16 protein-coding genes are annotated in these 18830 nt (G+C 72.8%); 10 read left to right on the top strand and 6 right to left on the bottom strand.

Annotated features, from left to right (window positions below):
• Positions 1–102: 102 nt before the first annotated feature.
• Positions 103–309: a DUF1737 domain-containing protein gene (locus NCC78_RS03390; protein ID WP_250791685.1), complete on the top strand. Its 207-nt coding sequence runs from the start codon at positions 103–105 to the stop codon at positions 307–309.
• Between the two features lie 91 nt (positions 310–400).
• On the opposite strand, the gene leuA is transcribed toward NCC78_RS03390, so the two are convergent.
• The 3 genes from leuA to NCC78_RS03375 form a co-directional block, all read right to left on the bottom strand.
• Positions 401–2161 (bottom strand): 2-isopropylmalate synthase, encoded by a 1761-nt coding sequence (leuA, locus tag NCC78_RS03385; RefSeq protein ID WP_250791684.1) that lies wholly within the window; start codon positions 2159–2161, stop codon positions 401–403.
• A 321-nt stretch (positions 2162–2482) separates the two neighbouring features.
• The gene (locus tag NCC78_RS03380) at positions 2483–3022 is read right to left on the bottom strand and encodes a nitroreductase family protein (RefSeq protein WP_250791683.1); all 540 of its coding nucleotides are present in this window, start codon (positions 3020–3022) and stop codon (positions 2483–2485) included.
• Positions 3023–3107: 85 nt separating this feature from the next.
• Positions 3108–3935 carry a hypothetical protein gene (locus tag NCC78_RS03375; protein WP_250791682.1) on the bottom strand — a complete coding sequence of 276 codons (828 nt, stop codon included), beginning with the start codon at positions 3933–3935 and terminating at the stop codon, positions 3108–3110.
• Positions 3936–4159: 224 nt separating this feature from the next.
• Between NCC78_RS03375 and NCC78_RS03370 the strand changes: the two genes are divergently transcribed.
• Positions 4160–5425, top strand: coding sequence for an aspartate kinase (locus NCC78_RS03370; protein ID WP_250791681.1), 1266 nt, complete (start codon positions 4160–4162; stop codon positions 5423–5425).
• 5 nt (positions 5426–5430) lie between these two features.
• Entirely contained in the window at positions 5431–6492 is a 1062-nt protein-coding gene (locus NCC78_RS03365; RefSeq protein WP_250791680.1) for an aspartate-semialdehyde dehydrogenase, read from the top strand.
• A 125-nt stretch (positions 6493–6617) separates the two neighbouring features.
• Here the strand turns inward: NCC78_RS03365 and NCC78_RS03360 are convergent, their stop codons facing one another.
• Positions 6618–8039 carry a GGDEF domain-containing protein gene (locus tag NCC78_RS03360; protein ID WP_250791679.1) on the bottom strand — a complete coding sequence of 474 codons (1422 nt, stop codon included), beginning with the start codon at positions 8037–8039 and terminating at the stop codon, positions 6618–6620.
• 217 nt (positions 8040–8256) lie between these two features.
• Here NCC78_RS03360 and NCC78_RS03355 point away from each other — a divergent pair, with 217 nt between their 5' ends.
• The gene (locus NCC78_RS03355; protein ID WP_250791678.1) at positions 8257–9036 is read left to right on the top strand and encodes a phosphodiesterase; all 780 of its coding nucleotides are present in this window, start codon (positions 8257–8259) and stop codon (positions 9034–9036) included.
• 199 nt (positions 9037–9235) lie between these two features.
• Complete coding sequence (locus tag NCC78_RS03350) at positions 9236–10036, top strand: histone deacetylase (protein ID WP_250791677.1); 801 nt, start codon at positions 9236–9238, stop codon at positions 10034–10036.
• A 73-nt stretch (positions 10037–10109) separates the two neighbouring features.
• Here the strand turns inward: NCC78_RS03350 and NCC78_RS03345 are convergent, their stop codons facing one another.
• On the bottom strand, positions 10110–10907 hold the full coding sequence (locus NCC78_RS03345; RefSeq protein ID WP_250791676.1) for an alpha/beta fold hydrolase: 798 nt from the start codon (positions 10905–10907) through the stop codon (positions 10110–10112).
• A 304-nt stretch (positions 10908–11211) separates the two neighbouring features.
• Here NCC78_RS03345 and NCC78_RS03340 point away from each other — a divergent pair, with 304 nt between their 5' ends.
• Positions 11212–12924 carry a bifunctional metallophosphatase/5'-nucleotidase gene (locus NCC78_RS03340; RefSeq protein ID WP_250791675.1) on the top strand — a complete coding sequence of 571 codons (1713 nt, stop codon included), beginning with the start codon at positions 11212–11214 and terminating at the stop codon, positions 12922–12924.
• 76 nt (positions 12925–13000) lie between these two features.
• Here the strand turns inward: NCC78_RS03340 and NCC78_RS03335 are convergent, their stop codons facing one another.
• Entirely contained in the window at positions 13001–14284 is a 1284-nt protein-coding gene (locus NCC78_RS03335) for an MFS transporter (protein ID WP_250791674.1), read from the bottom strand.
• A 124-nt stretch (positions 14285–14408) separates the two neighbouring features.
• Between NCC78_RS03335 and NCC78_RS03330 the strand changes: the two genes are divergently transcribed.
• The 4 genes from NCC78_RS03330 (at position 14409) to NCC78_RS03315 (ending at position 18643) form a co-directional block, all read left to right on the top strand.
• The gene (locus NCC78_RS03330; protein WP_250791673.1) at positions 14409–14882 is read left to right on the top strand and encodes a hypothetical protein; all 474 of its coding nucleotides are present in this window, start codon (positions 14409–14411) and stop codon (positions 14880–14882) included.
• 91 nt (positions 14883–14973) lie between these two features.
• Positions 14974–15417, top strand: coding sequence for a hypothetical protein (locus tag NCC78_RS03325; protein ID WP_250791672.1), 444 nt, complete (start codon positions 14974–14976; stop codon positions 15415–15417).
• Positions 15418–15592: 175 nt separating this feature from the next.
• The gene (locus NCC78_RS03320) at positions 15593–16171 is read left to right on the top strand and encodes a hypothetical protein (protein ID WP_250791671.1); all 579 of its coding nucleotides are present in this window, start codon (positions 15593–15595) and stop codon (positions 16169–16171) included.
• A gap of 546 nt (positions 16172–16717) precedes the next feature.
• Positions 16718–18643 carry a hypothetical protein gene (locus NCC78_RS03315; RefSeq protein ID WP_250791670.1) on the top strand — a complete coding sequence of 642 codons (1926 nt, stop codon included), beginning with the start codon at positions 16718–16720 and terminating at the stop codon, positions 18641–18643.
• The last annotated feature ends 187 nt before the right edge of the window (positions 18644–18830 follow it).

Raw genomic sequence — 18830 nt, 5'->3', positions numbered from 1 at the left:
CCGCCGTGCCCACGTCCACCCCACCCGGGCGACGCCGCTGACCCTGCCGGCCGCTGATCGTCGCCCGGAAACGGGTCGGAGTGGCCTTGTTACGGTCACCGGATGACCGATCACGACGGCGTCCGCCTCCGCTACCGCCTCCTCACCGGCCCGGACGACGCCAGCTTCTGCCGGCGGGTCAGCGAGGCGCTGGCCGAGGGCTACCGCCTGCACGGCTCCCCGGCGATGACCTTCGACGGCCAGCGGGTGGTGGTGGCCCAGGCGGTGGTGCTCGCCGATGACCGGCCCGTCGAGGTCATCCCGGTCTGAACGCCGGTCGCGCACGCCCTCGACCCCGACGAGACCGGCATCGGGGTGTCGGAGCCGGTCCGACACCCCGATGCGCGGGACTGCGGGTTGGTCAGCCCCGGTCGGCGCGGGCGCGGTTGACGGCGCTGGTGACCGCCTTCACCGAGGCGGTGACGATGTTGGCGTCGGTGCCGACGCCCCAGACCGTCCGGCCGTCGACCTCGCACTCCACGTACGCCGCGGCCTGGGCGTCCCCACCCGAGGAGAGCGCGTGCTCGTGGTAGTCGAGCACCCGTACCGCCACGCCGACCGACTGGAGCGCGTTGACGTACGCGTCGATCGGGCCGTTGCCGACCGCGGCGAGCGACCGGCGCTCCCCACCGAGACCGACCTCGGCCTCGATCTCGACCTTGCCCTCGACGGTGCCGATGGCGTAGCCGTCCAGGGTGAGCGCCGGGTCGGCCTGGTGGTCGAGCAGGTAGTGGCCGGCGAAGATCTCCCACATGGTGCCCGGGTCGACCTCGCCGCCGGCGTGGTCGGTGACCTGCTGGACCACCCCGGAGAACTCGATCTGGAGCCGGCGCGGCAGGTCGAGCTGGTGCTCGCTCTTCATGATGTACGCGACGCCGCCCTTGCCGGACTGCGAGTTGACCCGGATGACCGCCTCGTAGGTGCGGCCCAGGTCCTTCGGGTCGATCGGCAGGTAGGGCACCGCCCAGGTGTGCTCGTCGACCGGCACCCCGGCCGCCGCCGCGTCCACGGCCAGCGCGTCGAAGCCCTTCTTGATCGCGTCCTGGTGCGAGCCGGAGAAGGCGGTGTAGACCAGGTCGCCCGCGTACGGGTGGCGCTCGTGCACCGGCAGCTGGTTGCAGTACTCGACGGCCCGCTTGACCTCGTCGATGTTCGAGAAGTCGATCATCGGGTCGATGCCCTGGGAGAAGAGGTTCAGGCCCAGCGTCACCAGGTCCACGTTGCCGGTGCGCTCACCGTTGCCGAACAGGCAGCCCTCGATCCGGTCCGCGCCGGCCAGCAGGCCCAGCTCGGCGGCGGCCACCCCGGTGCCCCGGTCGTTGTGCGGGTGCAGGCTCAGCACCACGCTGTCCCGGCGGGGCAGGTGCCGGTGCATCCACTCGATCGAGTCGGCGTAGACGTTCGGCATGGCCATCTCGACGGTGGCGGGCAGGTTGACGATCAGCTTGCGGTCCGGGGTCGGGTCGACCACCTCGATGACCTTGGCGCAGACCTCCAGCGCGTACTCCAGCTCAGTGCCGGTGTACGACTCGGGGGAGTACTCGTAGTGGATCTCGGTGTCCGGGGTGTGGATCTCCGCGTACTTCTGGCACAGCCGCGCGCCCTGGGTGGCGATGTCGGTGATGCCGTCGCGGTCCAGCCCGAAGACCACCCGGCGCTGGAGCGTCGAGGTCGAGTTGTAGAAGTGCACGATCGCCCGGCGCGCGCCGCGCAGCGACTCGAAGGTCCGCTCGATCAGGTGCTCCCGGCACTGGGTCAGCACCTGGATGGTGACGTCCTCCGGGATCAGGTCCTGCTCGATCAGCTGCCGGACGAAGTCGAAGTCGGTCTGGCTGGCCGAGGGGAAGCCGACCTCGATCTCCTTGTAGCCCATCTGCACCAGCAGCTGGAACATCCGGCGCTTGCGCTCCGGGGACATCGGGTCGATCAGCGCCTGGTTGCCGTCGCGCAGGTCCACCGCGCACCAGCGCGGCGCCACGTCGACGTGCCGCGTCGGCCAGCGCCGGTCCGGCAGGTCGATCCCGAACTGCTCTCGGTAGGGCTGGTAGCGGTGGTACGGCATCCGGCTGGGGCGCTGCCGGGCGATCGGATCGGTCTCGGCGTCGGTGGCTGGTTGAGCCATGGCGGAGTGCTCCCGTGGGTCATGTCGGGCGTCAGCAATCGGAAGGTGTCGGCGAGGTGCCGGGCGACGATGCCCGGGCGGTGCCGAGAAGAAGTTCGGATGTGCTGGACGGCGCGGTTCAACTCCGCGACGAGGTGCCGGCCGGTCAGGCCTCGTCGCGGCGACCAAGGAGGAGGTACGCCCGCCACATGACAGGGTCACCCTACGTGGTGAGACGGGGTGTGGGAAGGCAGGTCCGGAGTATGAGACCCGACTCGCAGCCGGTGGAGCGGCTGCCGGCCAGGGGTGGCCGGCCCGGCCGGCGAGTGGGGGCGGCAGGCCTCAGGCGAGCAGGAGTTCGGCGAGGGGGCGTCGACGGCGCAGGCCGGTCTCCGACGCCAGCAGGTCGGCGGGGAGGCTGAGCGGGTCGCCGACCTGCCCGACCGCCACCACCACGTGCGGCCGTACGCCGACCGGCAGGTCGAGGTCGGCGGTCAGGCCGGCCGCGTGGAGGTCGTGCAGTTGGCGGACGTGCAGCCCCAGCGCGGTGGCCTGCACGGTCAGGTGTGCGACGGCCTGCCCCAGGTCGTACGGGGCGTGGCCGGTCGAGCCCGGCCCGGCCGTCAGGTGGGCGCCCAGCACCAGGGCCGACGCGCGGGCCGCCCACCGCTGGTCGCGCCCGGGCAGGTTGACCAGGATCCGCTTCCACGTCTCGTCGTCGCGGCGACCGAGCGCGAAGCGCCAGGGCTGGGCGTTGCCCGCCGAGGGCGCCCAGCGGGCCGCCTCGAGCAGCGCGGACGCCTCGGCCGGGGCCAGCTCGGCGGTCGGGTCGAAGGACCGGGGGCTCCAGCGGAACGCCAGCAGCGGGGTGAGGTGGGCCATGGGAAGAGCGTCCCGTATGGGCGTTTCGTGCATTCGGCCAGGGGTGCCGAAATGTGGGGAAAACCACCCGTAACGCTCGCCGGGGTCAGGACGTTCCCGCGCTCGGGGTGCCGCTCGGCTCCGGCGTCGCCGAGCCGAGCGGCTCGCCGTCGACCACCGGCCCGGCCAGCTGCACCGTGGCCGGGGCCGGCGCGGGCGGCCCGGCCAGGGTCAGCGTGCCGAACGCGGCGCGTACCGCGGTGGGCGTGCCGTCCGGGTCGTAGCAGTAGATCCCCACGTCGAGCGGAGCGTTCATCGAGGCCGAGGTGGTCTCGACGGAGTAGCAGGCGCCGGCCGCCCCGGGCGGTGGCTGCGCGGGTGACACGGCGAGCGGGGCCCGCCGGTCGGTGAGCACGGCCAGCCAGTCGGTGAAGGGGTGCTGCACCCGGGGGTCCAGCCGGCGCGGCACCGTGTCGTCCGGGTCGCCGAGGCGTACGCAGGCCGCCGGCTCGGGCCGGCCGGCGGACGGCAGGCCGCACTGGAACAGCCCGTCCGCGGTGGCGGCGAGCGAGACGTCCGCGGTGCCGCCGAGCGCGCCGCCCGGGACGTCGACCCGCCAGGTGCCGTCGTTCGCGCTGGTCACCAGGATCGCGCGGTCCGGGGCGCCGGGGGAGCGCAGCGTGTAGGTGGCGACCAGGTGCCGGTCCTGCGCGGCCGCGGCGAGCGCGGCCAGCTCGTCCCGTGCCGCGTCCAACCCGGCCGGCACCGGGGTCGTCGCGGGCGTCTGCGGGGGGTCGGCCGGCTGATCGGCGGTGCAGGCGACGAGAAGCGCCGGCAGGGCGAGCGCGAGCGGGCCGGTCAGGCGCCGGAGCGGGCGAGCCGGCGGACGGGTCGCGTTCCCGGCGGGGCCGGTCGGGCGGAGGTGGGCGTGCACGGGGCCATTCTGCGGCCCGGGGCCGACACGCGGACACCCCCGTCGGGCCACCAGCCCGGCGTGTCGCGCGCCACGCCGCCGGGCCGGCCGGGCCGGATGGTGGGATCACCTGACCCGGCGATGCGGGCCGCCCGATACCCTGAAGCCGTCTGACACGCGCCGCCGGAGGCCAACCCGGCGGCGTCGGCACGCTCAGGGCCGTCGCTGGGAGGGAGTGCACTGTCGTGGCACTCGTGGTGCAGAAGTACGGCGGATCCTCCGTCGCCAACGCCGAACGGATCAAGCGGGTGGCCGAGCGCATCGTCGCCGCCCGCAAGGCCGGCGACGACGTCGTGGTGGTGGTCTCCGCGATGGGGGACACCACCGACGAGCTGCTCGACCTGGCCAACCAGGTCAGCCCGCTGCCGCCGGGCCGCGAGCTGGACATGCTGCTCACCGCCGGGGAACGGATCTCCATGGCGCTGCTCGCCATGGCCATCCACAACCTGGGGTACGAGGCCCGCTCGTTCACCGGCTCGCAGGCCGGCGTCATCACCACCTCGGTGCACGGCAGGGCGCGGATCATCGACGTCACGCCCGGCCGGCTCAAGGGGGCGCTCGACGAGGGCGCCGTGGTCATCGTCGCCGGTTTCCAGGGCGTCTCGCAGGACACCAAGGACGTCACCACGCTGGGCCGGGGCGGCTCGGACACCACCGCCGTGGCGCTCGCCGCCGCGCTGCACGCCGACGTCTGCGAGATCTACACCGACGTCGACGGCATCTTCAGCGCCGATCCGCGGATCGTGCCGAACGCCCGGCACATCAAGCACATCACCTACGAGGAGATGCTGGAGCTGGCCGCCTGCGGCGCGAAGGTGCTGCACCTGCGTAGCGTGGAGTACGCCCGCCGGGCGGGGTTGCCGATCCACGTCCGTTCGTCATACTCGACCAACACCGGCACGATGGTCACCGGATCGATGGAGGACCTTCCCGTGGAGCAAGCACTGATCACCGGGGTCGCCCACGACCGCAGTGAAGCCAAGATCACGATCGTCGGGGTGCCCGACGAGCCGGGCGCCGCCGCGCGGATCTTCGACACCGTGGCCGGCGCCGAGATCAACATCGACATGATCGTGCAGAACGTCTCCACCGAGGGCACCGGGCGCACCGACATCTCCTTCACCCTGCCCAAGACCGACGGCCCGACCGCCATGGCCGCGCTCAGCAAGATCCAGGAGTCGGTCAAGTTCAAGGGCCTGCTCTACGACGACCACGTCGGCAAGGTCTCGCTGATCGGCGCCGGCATGCGCTCGCACCCGGGTGTCGCGGCCGGCTTCTTCGCCGCCCTCGGCGCGGCCGGCGTGAACATCGAGATGATCTCCACCTCGGAGATCCGGGTCTCCGTCGTCTGCCGCGACACCGACCTGGACGCCGCGGTGCGCGCCATCCACGACGCCTTCGACCTCGGTGGCGACACCGAGGCCGTCGTCTACGCGGGGACGGGGCGGTAGCGCCCATGGCGTCGCTGCCCACCCTGGCCGTGGTCGGAGCGACCGGTGCCGTCGGCACCGTGATGTGCGAGCTGCTCACCGGGCGCAAGAACGTCTGGGGCGAGATCCGGCTGCTCGCCTCCGAACGGTCGGTCGGGCGGCGGCTGCGCTGCCGGGGCGAGGAGCTGACCGTCCAGGCGCTGACCCCGGAGGCGTTCGACGGCGTCGACGTGGCGATGTTCGACGTGCCGGACGAGGTCTCCGCGCGGTGGGCGCCGATCGCGGTGAGCCGCGGGGCCGTCGCGGTGGACAACTCCGGCGCCTTCCGGATGGACCGGGACGTCCCGCTGGTGGTGCCGGAGATCAACCCCGAGCAGGCGCGCAACCGGCCGAAGGGGATCATCGCCAACGCCAACTGCACCACCCTGGCGATGATCGTCGCGGTCGCCCCACTGCACCGCGAGTACGGGCTGCGCGAGCTGGTGCTCGCCTCCTACCAGGCGGTCTCCGGGGCCGGCCAGGCCGGCGTGGACACCCTGCACACCCAGCTCGCCAAGATCGCCGGTGACCGGGTGCTCGGATCCCGGCCCGGCGACGTGCGCCAGGCGGTCGGCGACGAGCTCGGCCCCTTCCCGGCGCCGCTCGCGCTCAACGTCGTGCCCTGGGCCGGCTCGCCGGCCGACGGCGGCTGGTCGTCCGAGGAGATGAAGATGCGCAACGAGTCGCGCAAGATCCTCGGGCTGCCCGACCTGAAGGTCTCCGCCACCTGCGTACGGGTGCCGGTGGTGACCGGCCACTCCGTGGCGGTGCACGCCGTCTTCGCCACCGAGGTGGATGCCGAGGGAGCCCGGGAGGTGCTCCGCAACGCCCCCGGCGTGATCGTGGTCGACGACCCGGCCGCCGGCGAGTTCCCGATGCCGATCGACGCGGTCGGCACCGATCCCTCCTGGGTCGGCCGGATCCGTCGCGCCGTCGACGACCCCCGTGCCCTGGACTTCTTCGTCACCGGCGACAACCTCCGCAAGGGCGCCGCCCTGAACACCGCCCAGATCGCCGAACTCCTCGCCAAGGAACTGACCCGCCCCTGACGCCCCCGTCCGTGCCGCCCAACCACGTCGATCATGCAGTCGTGGTGGGCGGAAGGTGGCGAGTCGTCCCTTTTACGGGGCACCACAACTGCGTGATCGGCGCGACCGTGGGGTGGGGGTTGGGGTCAGGCGGCGGCTAGGCGGACGCCGTCGCGGCCGTGGCGTTTGACCGCGTAGAGGGCCTGGTCGGCGCGGCGCAGGGTCAGCTCGGGGGACTCGCCGGCGCGGGGGAGGGCGACGCCCACGCTGATCGTGCGGCCGATGCGTCTCGCCGCCTCGGTCAGGCGCTCCGCGATCCGGACCGCCTCCTCCGGGCGGCTCACCTCGATCACCGCCACGAACTCGTCGCCGCCGATCCGGTACAGCTCGTCGCCGTGCCGCAACGCCCCCTCCAGCGCCCGGGCCAGACCGACCAGCACCCGGTCGCCGGCCTGGTGGCCGTAGGTGTCGTTGACGTGCTTGAAGCCGTCCACGTCGATCGCCAGCAGGGCCGTACGCCCGGGGGTGGCCGCGGCGATCCGCTGGCCGAACGGCCCGGTGTGCCGCAATCCGGTCAGCGGGTCGGAGCTGGCCTGCTCGCGCAGCCGGGCCAGGGTGCGCAGCCGGTCCAGGCAGCTCCACGCCTGGCCGGCGAGCAGCTCCATCAGGTTGACCGTGGTCGGGTCGGGGCGCAGCAGCCGCTCGTCGGCGACCAGCAGCACCCCACCGGCGGCCGGTGTGCCGACGGGCACCGAGATCAGGGTGCGTACGCCGGCGCGGGCCAGGGGCTCGTGGTCCACCGTGGGCGGGTGACCCGCCTCGCCGAGGGTGTAGCCCGCGCCGTTGCCCTGGGCGCGGCTGATCATCCCGCCGAGCGCCGCGGTGCCCGCCTCGGCCAGTTCGGCCCGGATCCGGGACTCCAGGTCGCCGGGGGTGGCCGTCGGCGCGCCGAGCCGGGGCCCCTGCCGCCCAACGAGCACCAGTACGGCGGCGGAGAGGGTCGACACGTCCCGGGCCGCTGCGAGCGCGGCGGCCATCAGGTCCCACTCGGTCGGCGCGGAGGTCAGCGCGCTGGCGTGTCGGAGCAGCTTCTCGCTGCGGCTCTCTGCGGGTGGGCCGCCGAGCGCCACGATCCGGGCGCCGAGCCGGGCGGCCAACCGCTCGGCGGTCTCCCGCCACGGGGCCAGGTCGACCGGATCGGACCATTGGAGGTCGAGCACCCCGATCGGCCGGCCCGCCGGGTCCAGCACCGGTACGCACACCTCGGCGGTGACGTCGGGGCGGATCGGCAGGTAGTCGGGGTCGTCGGCCACGTCGGGAACGACGGCGGTCTCGCCGGAGGCGTAGACGCGGCCGACGATGCCGGTTTTCGGGGGCACCGTGGAGAAGACCTGCCAGGAGCCGGTGGCGGCGACGCAGCGGAGCCGGTCGTGGACCTGGAGCAGCACGGAGATGGTGGCCGGCGCGTGCCGGGCGAGGGCGGTGACGGTCCACTGGCACGCCTCGACGGCGGTCGACGCCATGGGAAGGCGGACCGTGACGTCACGGATGACTCGTTGGTGATCCACTCGCACGTCGTTCCAGGTAGGGAGGGGATCCGGCCGGCACCGGGCCCGCGATCAAGGGTACTCAGCCGGGTGCCGGCCCGCCGGGGAGCAAGATCGTCCACGGTTCTTCGTACACATGTGCCATCCACAGCCTGTGGACACGGCCTGTGGGTAAGCAGGGCCCCGCGACGGGGGGTCGCGGCGATAGCGTGAGGTTCCCGGCCGAGTGGAGGCACCGATGCTCATCGCCCAGCTCAGTGATCCGCACGTGACCACCGGCGCGCTCGCCGCCGAACCCGCCGTCGGGCTGCACCGCGCCCTCGGCCGGGTGCTCGCGCTGAACCCCCGCCCGGACTGCGTGGTCGTCACCGGCGACCTGGTCGACCAGGGCCGCCCCGACGAGTACGCCGCGCTTCGCGAGATCATCGGACGGTTCCCGCTCCCCGTGCACCTGGTCGTGGGCAACCACGACGACCGGGAGTCGATGCTCGACGCCTTCGGGGGCACGCCGTGGCTGGGCGGCGGCTTCTCCGCGTACTACCACGTCGACCACCCGGAGGTGACGGTCGTGGTGCTCGACTCGCTCATCCCCGGCGCCGGTGGCGGGCGGCTCGGCGAGGAGCAGCTGGGCTGGCTGGACGGCGTGCTGGCCGGTCGGCCGGAGGTGCCGGCCGTCGTCTGCCTGCACCATCCGCCGGTCCCGGTCGGCATCCCGGCCGCCGACGCCGTCCGGCTCGCCGACGGCGACGCGCTCGCCGAGGTGATCGGCCGGCACCCCCATGTCGTACGGGTGCTCGCCGGTCACGTGCACCGCCCGGTGACGACGGCCTTCGCCGGCACGGTGCTCACCGTCGCGCCGAGCACGTGGCGGCAGAGCACGCTCACGATGAGCCCCGAGGAGCAGATCGGCTGGGTCGCCGAGCCCACCGCCCTGCTGCTGCACCGGGTGGACGGGGACGGCTGCGTCACGCATGTCGTGCAGGTCAGTCACACCGCCGGCATGACCTGCGGCTACTGACAGGCTGCGGGCGGGCGGCCGTGGCCGACGGCACCGCGCGCCGCTGCGGCGAGCTGCCGCCCCGCCCGTCGGCCCCGCCCGCCGCCCCCGCCTGCCGTCACTGCCCGCCGCCCCCGCCTGCCGTCTCCGCCCGTCGGGGCCCCGCCCGCTGGCTCTGCCGGCCGGGGCGCTGTCGGAGCGGGCCGGCAGGATGGTCGCCATGGTCGAGCAGCTGAGCCTGTCCACGGACCACCACCGGATCCGCCCGCAGGACGCCGGGACCGGGCCGGGAGAGTCACCCGGAGCGGACGTCCTCGTGGCACCGGCTCCGCAGCTCCGGGTCGCGGACCAGGACCCGGTGCGGGAGGTCTGGTACGTCGCATACGGGTCCAACATGCACGCCGCCCGGCTTGGGTTCTACCTGTCCGGGGGCTGCCCGCCGGGCGGGCGTCGGACCTACCCGGGCTGCCGTGACCCGCGACCACCGAGGCGTACGGCGCCGGCGTCGCTGGCCGGGGGCGTCTACTTCGCCGGCGAGTCCCGGGCCTGGACCGGCGGGATGGCCTTCTTCGACCCGACGCTGCCCGGCGCGGCGGCTGCGCGGGCGTACCTGCTCGACGTCGGGCAGTTCGCCGACGTGGCCGCCCAGGAGATGTACCGGGAGCCCGGCGGCGACCTCGACCTGATCGACGAGGCGGTCGCCACCGGTCGGGCCACCCTCGGCCCCGGCCGGTACGAGACGCTGGTCTGCCCGGGGCGGCTGGACGGAATCCCGCTGCTCACCTTCACCGCTCCCGGCCGAGCCTCCGACGTGCCGTGGAATCCGCCGGCCCCCGTCTATCTCGCCATGATCGCCAGCGGGATCCGGGAGGCGCACGGCTGGGGCGCGGCCCGCACCGCCGGCTACCTGTCGGGCCTGCCCGGGGTGGCCGGGCACTGGACACCGGCCGCCGTCGCGGAACTGGTCGCCGGCCTGCCGCAACCCCAGCGGAAGCCACCCGCCCACGTCGGCTCGTGCTGACGGGGTGGCCCCGGGCGTCGAGCCGGCGGGGTCGCGTTCCGGGGAACGCGACCCCGACCGGTGACCGGGGCGCTCAGCCCAGCAGGGAGCGTCGCAGCTCGGCGGCGAGGACGTCGGGCGGCACCTCGTGGAAGCCGCCGTCGAGACTGACGTGCCGGGCGCCGGGGATCGCCGCCGCGGCGGCCCGGGTCGCGTCCCGCAGCCAGGCCGGGCTGCCCGTGCTGTCGATCAGCACGGTCGGCGCCGTGACGGCCGCCAGCCGGTCGGTGGGGAGCGCGCCCTCGCCGGTGACGGTGGTGTCGTACGGCAGGGTGTGCGCCATACCCTCCAACCAGGACCACTCCGGCTGGCCGCGCATCGGCTCGACCGCCTCGGCGGGCAGCCCCACCGCGGCGGTCAGGAACAGCTCGACCGCGTCGCCGCGCCGACCCGCCGACACCAGCTCGGTCAGCCGGCCCGCCAGCCCCGCCTTCGCGCCGTCGCCCTCGCCCACCTGGAACGGCGGTTCGAAGAGCGCGAGCCCGGCGACGGGCAGCCCCTCCGACGTCGCGTAGGCGGCGAGGATCGCGCCCGAGGAGAGCCCGTAGACGTACGCCGAGCCACCGGCGGCCCCGATCAGGGCGGCCACGTCCTCGATCTCGCGCTGCATCGCGTACGGGGCGGTGTCGCCGCTGTCGCCCCGGCCCCGCCGGTCGTAGCCGTGGACGGTGAAGTGGGACGAGAGCGCGGCGGCCAGCGGGCGGGTGGTCGAGCGGTCGTTGAAGGCCCCACCAACCAGGATGATCGGCGGGCCCTCACCCGACCGTTCGTACGCGATGGTGGTGCCGTCGGCGGACCGCACCGTCCCGACCGTCGGGGTTGCCCCGTTCATCCGTGTCGTCCTTTCGTCGCAGGTGACGTCCTCTGTCTAGTCGGCGCCACCGACAGAAGCCAGCATGCGGAACGTCATCCGGTCGTCATGTCCGAATGATCCGGCAGACCTCTGCCGTATCCCCAGCTCTGCTGGACTTCCCCGGTCGACCGATCGCGCCGTAGATGAGAGGCTGTCCTTCGGTGGGGCGGCGGCGTACACCCCGATCGCCGCCACCTGCAACGACCCCTGTCACGGCACGGATCAGGGTCACCGGACGAAGAGTCGTCCGGGGAGTCCAACGCCGAACCTCACGAGGAGTTCCATGTCCGTCCCCGGGATGCGTCGGGCCGCCATCGGCCTCGCCGCGCTCGCGGTCACCGCGCTGAGCACGGTCGCCGCCACCCCCAGCCAGGCCGAGCCGGCCGGTCCCCCGCCGGTCGACGTCAAGCTGCTCGCCCTCAACGACTTCCACGGCAACCTCGAGCCGCCGTCCGGTTCGAGCGGCACCATCGCCGGGCAGCCCGCCGGCGGCGCCGAGTACCTCGCCACCCAGCTCGCCGAGCTGCGCAAGCGCGCCGTCGAGGAGGAGAACGCCATCACCGTCGCCGCCGGCGACCTGATCGGCGCCTCCCCGCTGCTGTCGGCCGCGTTCCACGACGAGCCGACCATCGAGTCGCTGTCGCTGGCCGGGCTCGACTACGCCAGCGTCGGCAACCACGAGTTCGACGAGGGCGCCGACGAGCTGCTCCGCATCCAGAACGGCGGCTGCCACCCGGTCGACGGCTGCGCCGACGGCACCCCGTACGAGGGCGCCGACTTCCAGTACCTGTCCGCGAACGCGTTCAAGACCGCGACCGGCCAACCGCTGCTCGCCCCGTACGCCATCCACAAGGTGCAGGGCGTCAAGGTCGGCTTCATCGGGATGACCCTGGAGGGCACCCCGCAGATCGTCAGCCAGCAAGGCGTCGCCGGCCTGACCTTCTCCGACGAGGCGGAGACCGCCAACCGGTACGCCCGCGAGCTGCGCCGCCAGGGCGTCCAGGCGATCGTCATCCTGCTGCACGAGGGTGGCACCCAGGACTCGACCGGTGGCATCAACGACTGCACCGGCTTCACCGGCCCGATCGTGGACATCGCCAACCGGATGGACCCGTCGATCGACGTGATCGTCAGCGGCCACACCCACCAGGCGTACAACTGCAACGTCAACGGCAAGCTGGTCACCAGCGCCAGCTCGTTCGGTCGCCTGGTCACCGACATCGACCTGAAGATCGACCGGCGCACCGGTGACGTGCTCACCGCCACGGCCGAGAACGTCGTGGTCGACCGGACCGTCGCCAAGGACCCGGCGCAGACCGAGCTGATCACCCGCTACAAGGCCGTGCTCGGCCCCGTCGCCACCAAGGTCGTCGGCCAGACCACCGAGGCGATCACCCGCACCCAGGAGACCCTCTTCGGCACGGCCAGGGGCGAGTCCCCGCTGGGCAACATGATCGCCGACGCGCAGCTCGCCGCCACCGACGACGAGCAGGGCGCGGTCGCCGCCTTCATGAACCCCGGTGGCGTACGCGCCGACCTCGACGCCGGCCCGGTCACCTACGAGGAGGCGTTCACGGTGCAGCCGTTCGCCAACAACCTGGTGACGCTCGACCTCACCGGCGCGCAGCTCTACTGCCTGCTCGAGCAGCAGTTCGTCACGGGCCGCACGCTCTACCCGTCCTCGACCGTCGGCTACGTCGTCGACCCGGCCGGCACCACCGGCACCACGGCCGACGCGTGCGCCGGCACCCGGGTGGTCCGGGGCAGCCTCACCCTCGGCGGCGTCGCCGTGGACCCGGCCGGCACCTACCGGGTGACGGTGAACAACTTCCTCTCCGGCGGCGGCGACGGCTTCACCGTCCTCAAGGGCGGCACGAACCCGGTCACCGGCATGATCGACCTGGACGCGTTCGTGGCGTACCTGACCGCGAAGTCCCCCGTCTCGGCCCCGGCGCTGGACCGCATCCGCACCACCGCGGAGGTTCCCGCCGCCTGACGCGGCAGCGAGCGCACCAACGGAAAGAGTGGCTGTCCCTAGTGGGACAGCCACTCTTTCCGCGTCTAGGGGAGCGTCAGGCGGGGGCGTGGGCGGGTGCCGGGGGCGTGGTGGGGGTGGGGATGCGGCCGTCCTGGGCGGGGGTGAGGAGGCGGCGCAGCGAGAGCGCCACCAGGGAGGCGACCAGGCAGCCGCTGACCACCGCCGCCACCCAGATCCGGCCGTCGGCCGCGCCGATCAGCGGGCCGGCCGTGACCGGGCCGATCACGCCGCTGATGCCGAAGATCATCGAACTCATCGCGTTGTACCGGCCCCGCAGCTCGTCGGTGGCGAGCGCGTTGGTCAGCGCGGGCATCACCGGCGCCAGCATCGTCTCGCCGAAGCCGAAGATCGTCGCGCAGGCCACCACACCGAGCGCCGCGACCAGCGCGTTGCCCGTACCGATCTGGCCGGCCGCGCCGAGGACCAGCCAGGCCGCCGCGAAGACCGCGCCCACGGCGACGAGCGCGCCCGTCCGACTCCGGCCCTCGATCCGGCGGATGACCAGGAGTTGGCAGAGCACGATCATCAGCGTGTTGCCGGCCAGCGCCCAGGCCACCACGCGCGGCGTCACGTCCGCCACCCGCACGGCGTACGCGGCGAAGCCCACCTCGATCTGCGCGTAGCCGCAGGTGGTCAGGACCAGGCCGAAGATGACCAGCCGGCGGAACGGCCGGTCCCGCAGCACCGTGAGGTAGCCGCCGGCCGGCGGGCGGTCGCCGCGCGGAGCGGCGGCCAGCCGGTGGCCGACCCGCGGCAGGCTCAGCAGGATCAGCGCGGGCATCAGGTAGCTCACCGCGTCGATCAGGTAGACCGCCTGGAAGGTGACCGGGCGGGCGGTGTCGATGATCGCGCCGGAGGTCAGGCCACCGATGCCGATGCCGAGGTTGAGCAGGGCGAAGTTCAAACCGAAGACCCGCTGCCGTTCGCCGTCGTCGGTGAGCGAGGCGAGGATCGTGTTCTGCCCGGACCAGATCGCCGAGCTGCCGACGGCGACCAGGGTGATCACGAAGAAGGCCGAGGCCGTCGAGTCGACCAGCGCCAGCGAGCCGGTGCCCACCGCCTCGACCAGCAGGCACGGCAGGACGACCCGACGCGCGCCGAACCGGTCGATGAGCGTTCCGCCGAGCGGCGACAGCGCCAGGGTGACCGCGCCGTACCAGCCGATCACCAGGCCGGCACGGGTGTCGGTGAGACCCCGGACGTCGGTCAGGTAGATGAAGAGGAACGGCAGGGTCAGGCCGCGCCCGACGGCCGACAGCAGGGTGCCGACGAGGATCCGCCGGGCTTCCGGACGGCGGGGCAGGGCGCGACGCAGCATCCCGCGATTCTCTGCCCCGGGTACGACGTCGAGCGAGCCGTTTACCGGCGCGCCCGCGTGGCCGCCAGCCGACCGGTGACCAACGCCACCGGCCGTGTCGGTGGTGTCTGGGATGCTGGTCCCGATGACCACGACCTGGCGACACCTGCCCGCACCGGCCCGCGAGATCGCCGTCGCCGCCACCGACGCGGTCGCCGCCGCCCGCGAGCGCGACCCCGAGGCGTACGACGGGGCCGTCGCCCGGCTCGGCACGGCCGAACGGTCCGGCCTGGTCCTCGGCGCGGTGGTCCGGCTGCTGCTCGAGGAGAGCCACCCGGACGGCCTGGACGGCGACGACGTCCGGCAGGTGCTCGAACGCTGCGTCCGGGGTGCGGCGGGTTGGCGGCCGGACGTCGACCCGCACGTGGTGCTCGTCCTGCTGGCCGGCGCCCTAGGCGTGTACGACCCGGACGGCGACGAGTCCCCGCCCGACCCGCCGGCCGTGGCGCGGCACGCGCCGCTGCTCGTGGCCGACCTGCTCGCCGCGACGGGGCGGCCGCTCGACGGCTACCTGACCGCCGCGTTCACCGAGATCGCCCGCACCGAGCGGCAGGACTGAGCCCGAGGGGCCACCGAAGCCCGCATCGGCGGCGGTGTCGGTGGCCCCCGCTACGGTTCCGCCCGTCCGGTTCGGCACAGGAGGGGCAGCCATGGGTGCGTCCAGTTGGAGATACTTCGTCGCCTACCAACCCGATCTCGACACCGCCCTAAACGCGCTGCGGGAGAAGGTCTTCGCCGACGGCGACTACTGGTGGGCGCGGGGCGAGATCGGTGAGTCCGCCAACGCGCACCCCCACCGGCCGGCGACCATGCGGGAGCTGTTCGCCGACGAGTGGGTCCAGGAGTCCGGCACCCACTCCATCCTGGACATGTCCCACGTCCTGGCCGACGGTGAGAAGCCGGACTACGGCACGGTCCAACCCGTGAGCGGCGCCGAAGCCCTGCGCTGCGCCGGCACGGAGGTGTTGACCCGCGACCACCTCAAGGCCATCGACGACCTGGCCGAACGCCGCTGGTTCGGCCGCTGCGCCGTGCTGCACGACGGGGCCGGCCGGCCCGAGGAGATCTACTTCTGGGGCTGGTCCGGCGACTGAGGCGCTCACGAATTCCGTGGCGACCGGCGGTCGTGGCAAAGGCTGGCCCTGAGCGACGTCAGATGGGGCACGCAACGGGCACGTCTCGGCGGATCATATCGCCTGCGATCTATCCACACATGGTGCGGCGAGCGCCGCACCTGCAAGGTCCCATCGACACCACGGGGGTTGTCTCATGGCATTGCACAGGACGAAGCTAGCGATCGGGGCCGCCATGCTGGCGCTGACGCTGGTCTGGCCGGCGACGCCTGGCAGCGCGTCGGCGGCCGGCGTGACCACAGGGGAGTCCGCCCTGGTCACCGATGAGGAGACTCTGGCGATGCAGCAGGCGCTGCGGGCGGAGGTGGCCCAGCGTGAGACGCTGACCGCGCAGGGTTCCGTCTGCTACGCCGTCCACCTGCAGAACATCCAGGGCTGGCTGTACCCGTACTGCGACGGGAAGATCGCCGGCACAGTCGGCCAGAACCGACAGCTTGAGGCGTTCGCGGTCTACGGCTCGGGCGGCGACGTCTGCTACTTCGCGCACGTGCAGAGCATCGGCTGGCAGGAACAGCGCTGCGACAACGAGATGGCCGGCACCATGGGCGGAAACCTCCAGGTCGAGGGGATCAAAATCACCGCCCGGCTCTACCGGATCTGCTACGAGGCCCACGTGCAGAACATCGGCTGGCAGGGGCAGCGTTGCGGCGGTGAGCTGGCCGGCACGGTCGGGCAGAACCGCCAGATCGAGGCGATCACCATCGACATGAAGTAGCGGGAGCGCGGTCGTGGGCCGCGGAATGTCCTTCCGCGGCCTGGCGGAACAACGCCGGCCACCGCCAGTCCTGCCAGAGAACGAGTCGAGGCCCCTCCGTGGAGGGGCCTCGACTTTGCTTACCTCTGGTCGGGTGGCCGGATTCGAACCGACGACCTCTTCGTCCCGAACAGTCGTCGGTGCTGACTACCCCTGTCGGCTGCTGTCGTTCGTTCGCGGTGACCCAGGGCCGGCAGCCGTCTCCGCCTCGTTGATGGTGAACCGGTGTCAGGCGTTCGCTGACTTTTCGCTGACGCGTAGCCCGCTCGTCTTCGTCTCTGTGGCGGCCATGAGCGCTGGCGTGTTTCGATGTGCCATCGGCCGCGGGGAAGGCGCAGCACGAGGGGACCGGAACCCCAATGCCGCAAAGCCGCCTGGCGCAGACCTAACCCGGGCAGAGACCGGCCGGGCCTGACCGAGCTGGTCACGCCTCTCGACGTTTGACACCGCTGAGCGCGGGCCGCCTGCGGGACAGCGCGGTTGCGCCGGGCTTCGTACCCTGCGCTGGTGATCCATACGCCACGGCGCGCCCTTCTTGTGTCACTTGTGCTGGTGCTCGTGCCGCTGTCGCTCTTCCAGACGATCTGGCGGCTCTCCACCGGTTCCGAGACCTCGCAGGTGATCAACGGCATCCTCGTTCTCGCGCCGGCCGGCTGGCCCGAGGTTGCCGTCACCGCGCTTCTCTGGACCTGGGCACTGACGGCGGGCGTGTTCGTCCTCGGCCGTGGAGCCCCCCGACCGCTGCGTCGGGCCCTGCCGGTGCTGCCCACCGCCTTCGGCGCCCTGCTCGTAGCCGGTGCGGTAGTAGTGGCGGGCATTCTTCTGCTGGGTCTTGCCCTACCGGCTGACCCCGCGGTGTTCGGTGCGGTCGCCGTCGGTCTCGCCCTGTCTGTCGCCCCGATCCTGGTGAGACTCGCGCTCGTGGTTCCGGTCGCGGTCTTCGACGGCATCCGCGGCATGACGGCTTACCGGACGGCGTCGGCGCTCGTGCGGGGCAGAGTGTGGCGCATCGGCTTTCTGCTGCTGCTCGGTCTGGCCGCGCCGGCGCAGCTCGCCGGCTGGGCCCTGGCGTGGACCGAGCGCGCCGCTGAGGGACACCTGGTCGGGCTGGCACTCTGGTTGATCAAGGACGTGGTGCTGGTCGCGCTGGTCGCGCTACAGGCGTCCACCCTGGTAGCCGCATACCGCAAGCTTCCCGCCGGCCAACTGCTCTGGGGCGCGAAGCAGGAGGAATGGCAGACGAGCCGTGTGCAGGGGCGCTTCCGCCGGATGGCCCTGCCGATCGCCCTCGCCGCGCTGCTGTTGCCGACGGTGCTCGCCGGTGGCGTCGTCGCCTCGGAGCGCCTGCCCGAGGTCGCCGTCCAGGAGTCACGCGACCCCAGCGCATCGCAACCCGGCCTACTACCGGTCTTCACCCAACTCTTTGCCGTGGGCTGGCCGGCGGGTCGGCATCCGGTGATCGTGGGGCACTCCACCGTCTACGACTGCCTCGACGATTGGTGCCGTGCGATCCAGCGGACCAAGCTGTCGGTGACGGTGGACGATCGGACGGGAGGCGCCGTGGTCGCACCCGACGGCTCGGTGTTCGCCCTCGGCGACTACCAACTGGAGCACTGCGACGCGCAGCGGGTCTGCCGGCGGCGGGACGGCATGGACAGGGCACTCATCGGGTCGCGGGCGTCGGCGATCGCCCTGGCCCCCAGCGGGGAAATCCTCATCGGCACCGCGATACCGGTGGGACCCCAGAAGTCGGGGGGTGGGTCCGTGGCCCGGGAGCCGGCGGCGGTCGAGTTGGGGTTGCGCCTTTGCCGTGACGTCTTCTGCGTGCGCCCCACGGTCATCAGCTTCGGGGTTGTGCAGACCTCCTTGAAATGGACGCAGGAGGCGTGGCGGGAGAGACTGCTCGCGGTCGGCACGGATCGCGCGGGTCGGCCGGTCATCGCCTTCCGCTCCCCGTCCACCGGCGCCGTTTCGGTCGGCTGGTGTACGACAACGGCCTGCGACTCCGCCCACCTCGCGCCGCCGTCCGACCCCCGACAACCCGGCATGCCGAGCAACGAAGAGCTGGCACTGCTCCATTTCGACGACATGTTCGACTGCCTGAAGGACACCTGCGGCAGCGACGAACCGGTGGCCACCATCGACCGCCCCCAGGGCGGCGTCTACGGCGTAGGGATCGAGCGCAACCCCCCGCAGCGCGTGGGCGTCCAGGTCGGCCAGTCGGCCCCGCAGCCTCGCCGGGCCGTCCTGCTGAGCTGCGCCGACTACCTGTGCCGCCACCCCCGACGGACCCCCCTGGTCGAGCTTCCCCCGAGCTTCAGCAACGTGCCCAGTCGCACCCCCACCGACATCTGGCTGATGGCGGCGAACCCCGACGGCCGCGTGGTGCTGGCGCAAAGGTCGACCGCAAGGATCATTACGGTGCGACCCTGACGCGAGAGCCGCCCGCCGCGCTGCCTACGCCCCCACCCCGCCGGCCAGGAGCCGCCCCGCCGCCCAGGACCCGCTGGTAGGCGTCCCGCGCCCCGTCCATATCCCCCTGCTCAGCACCGTCAGTTTGAAAGACCGTGCTCAACCGGACGTGAAGCCCCGAAAAGCCTGCCTGCGGCCACGCGCCGGC

Origin of the sequence: Micromonospora phytophila, from assembly GCF_023656545.1 — a bacterium.
GTDB lineage: Bacteria > Actinomycetota > Actinomycetes > Mycobacteriales > Micromonosporaceae > Micromonospora > Micromonospora phytophila.
The sequence above is the reverse complement of the archived record's forward strand: the minus strand, read 5'-3'. Positions and strand labels throughout refer to the sequence as shown.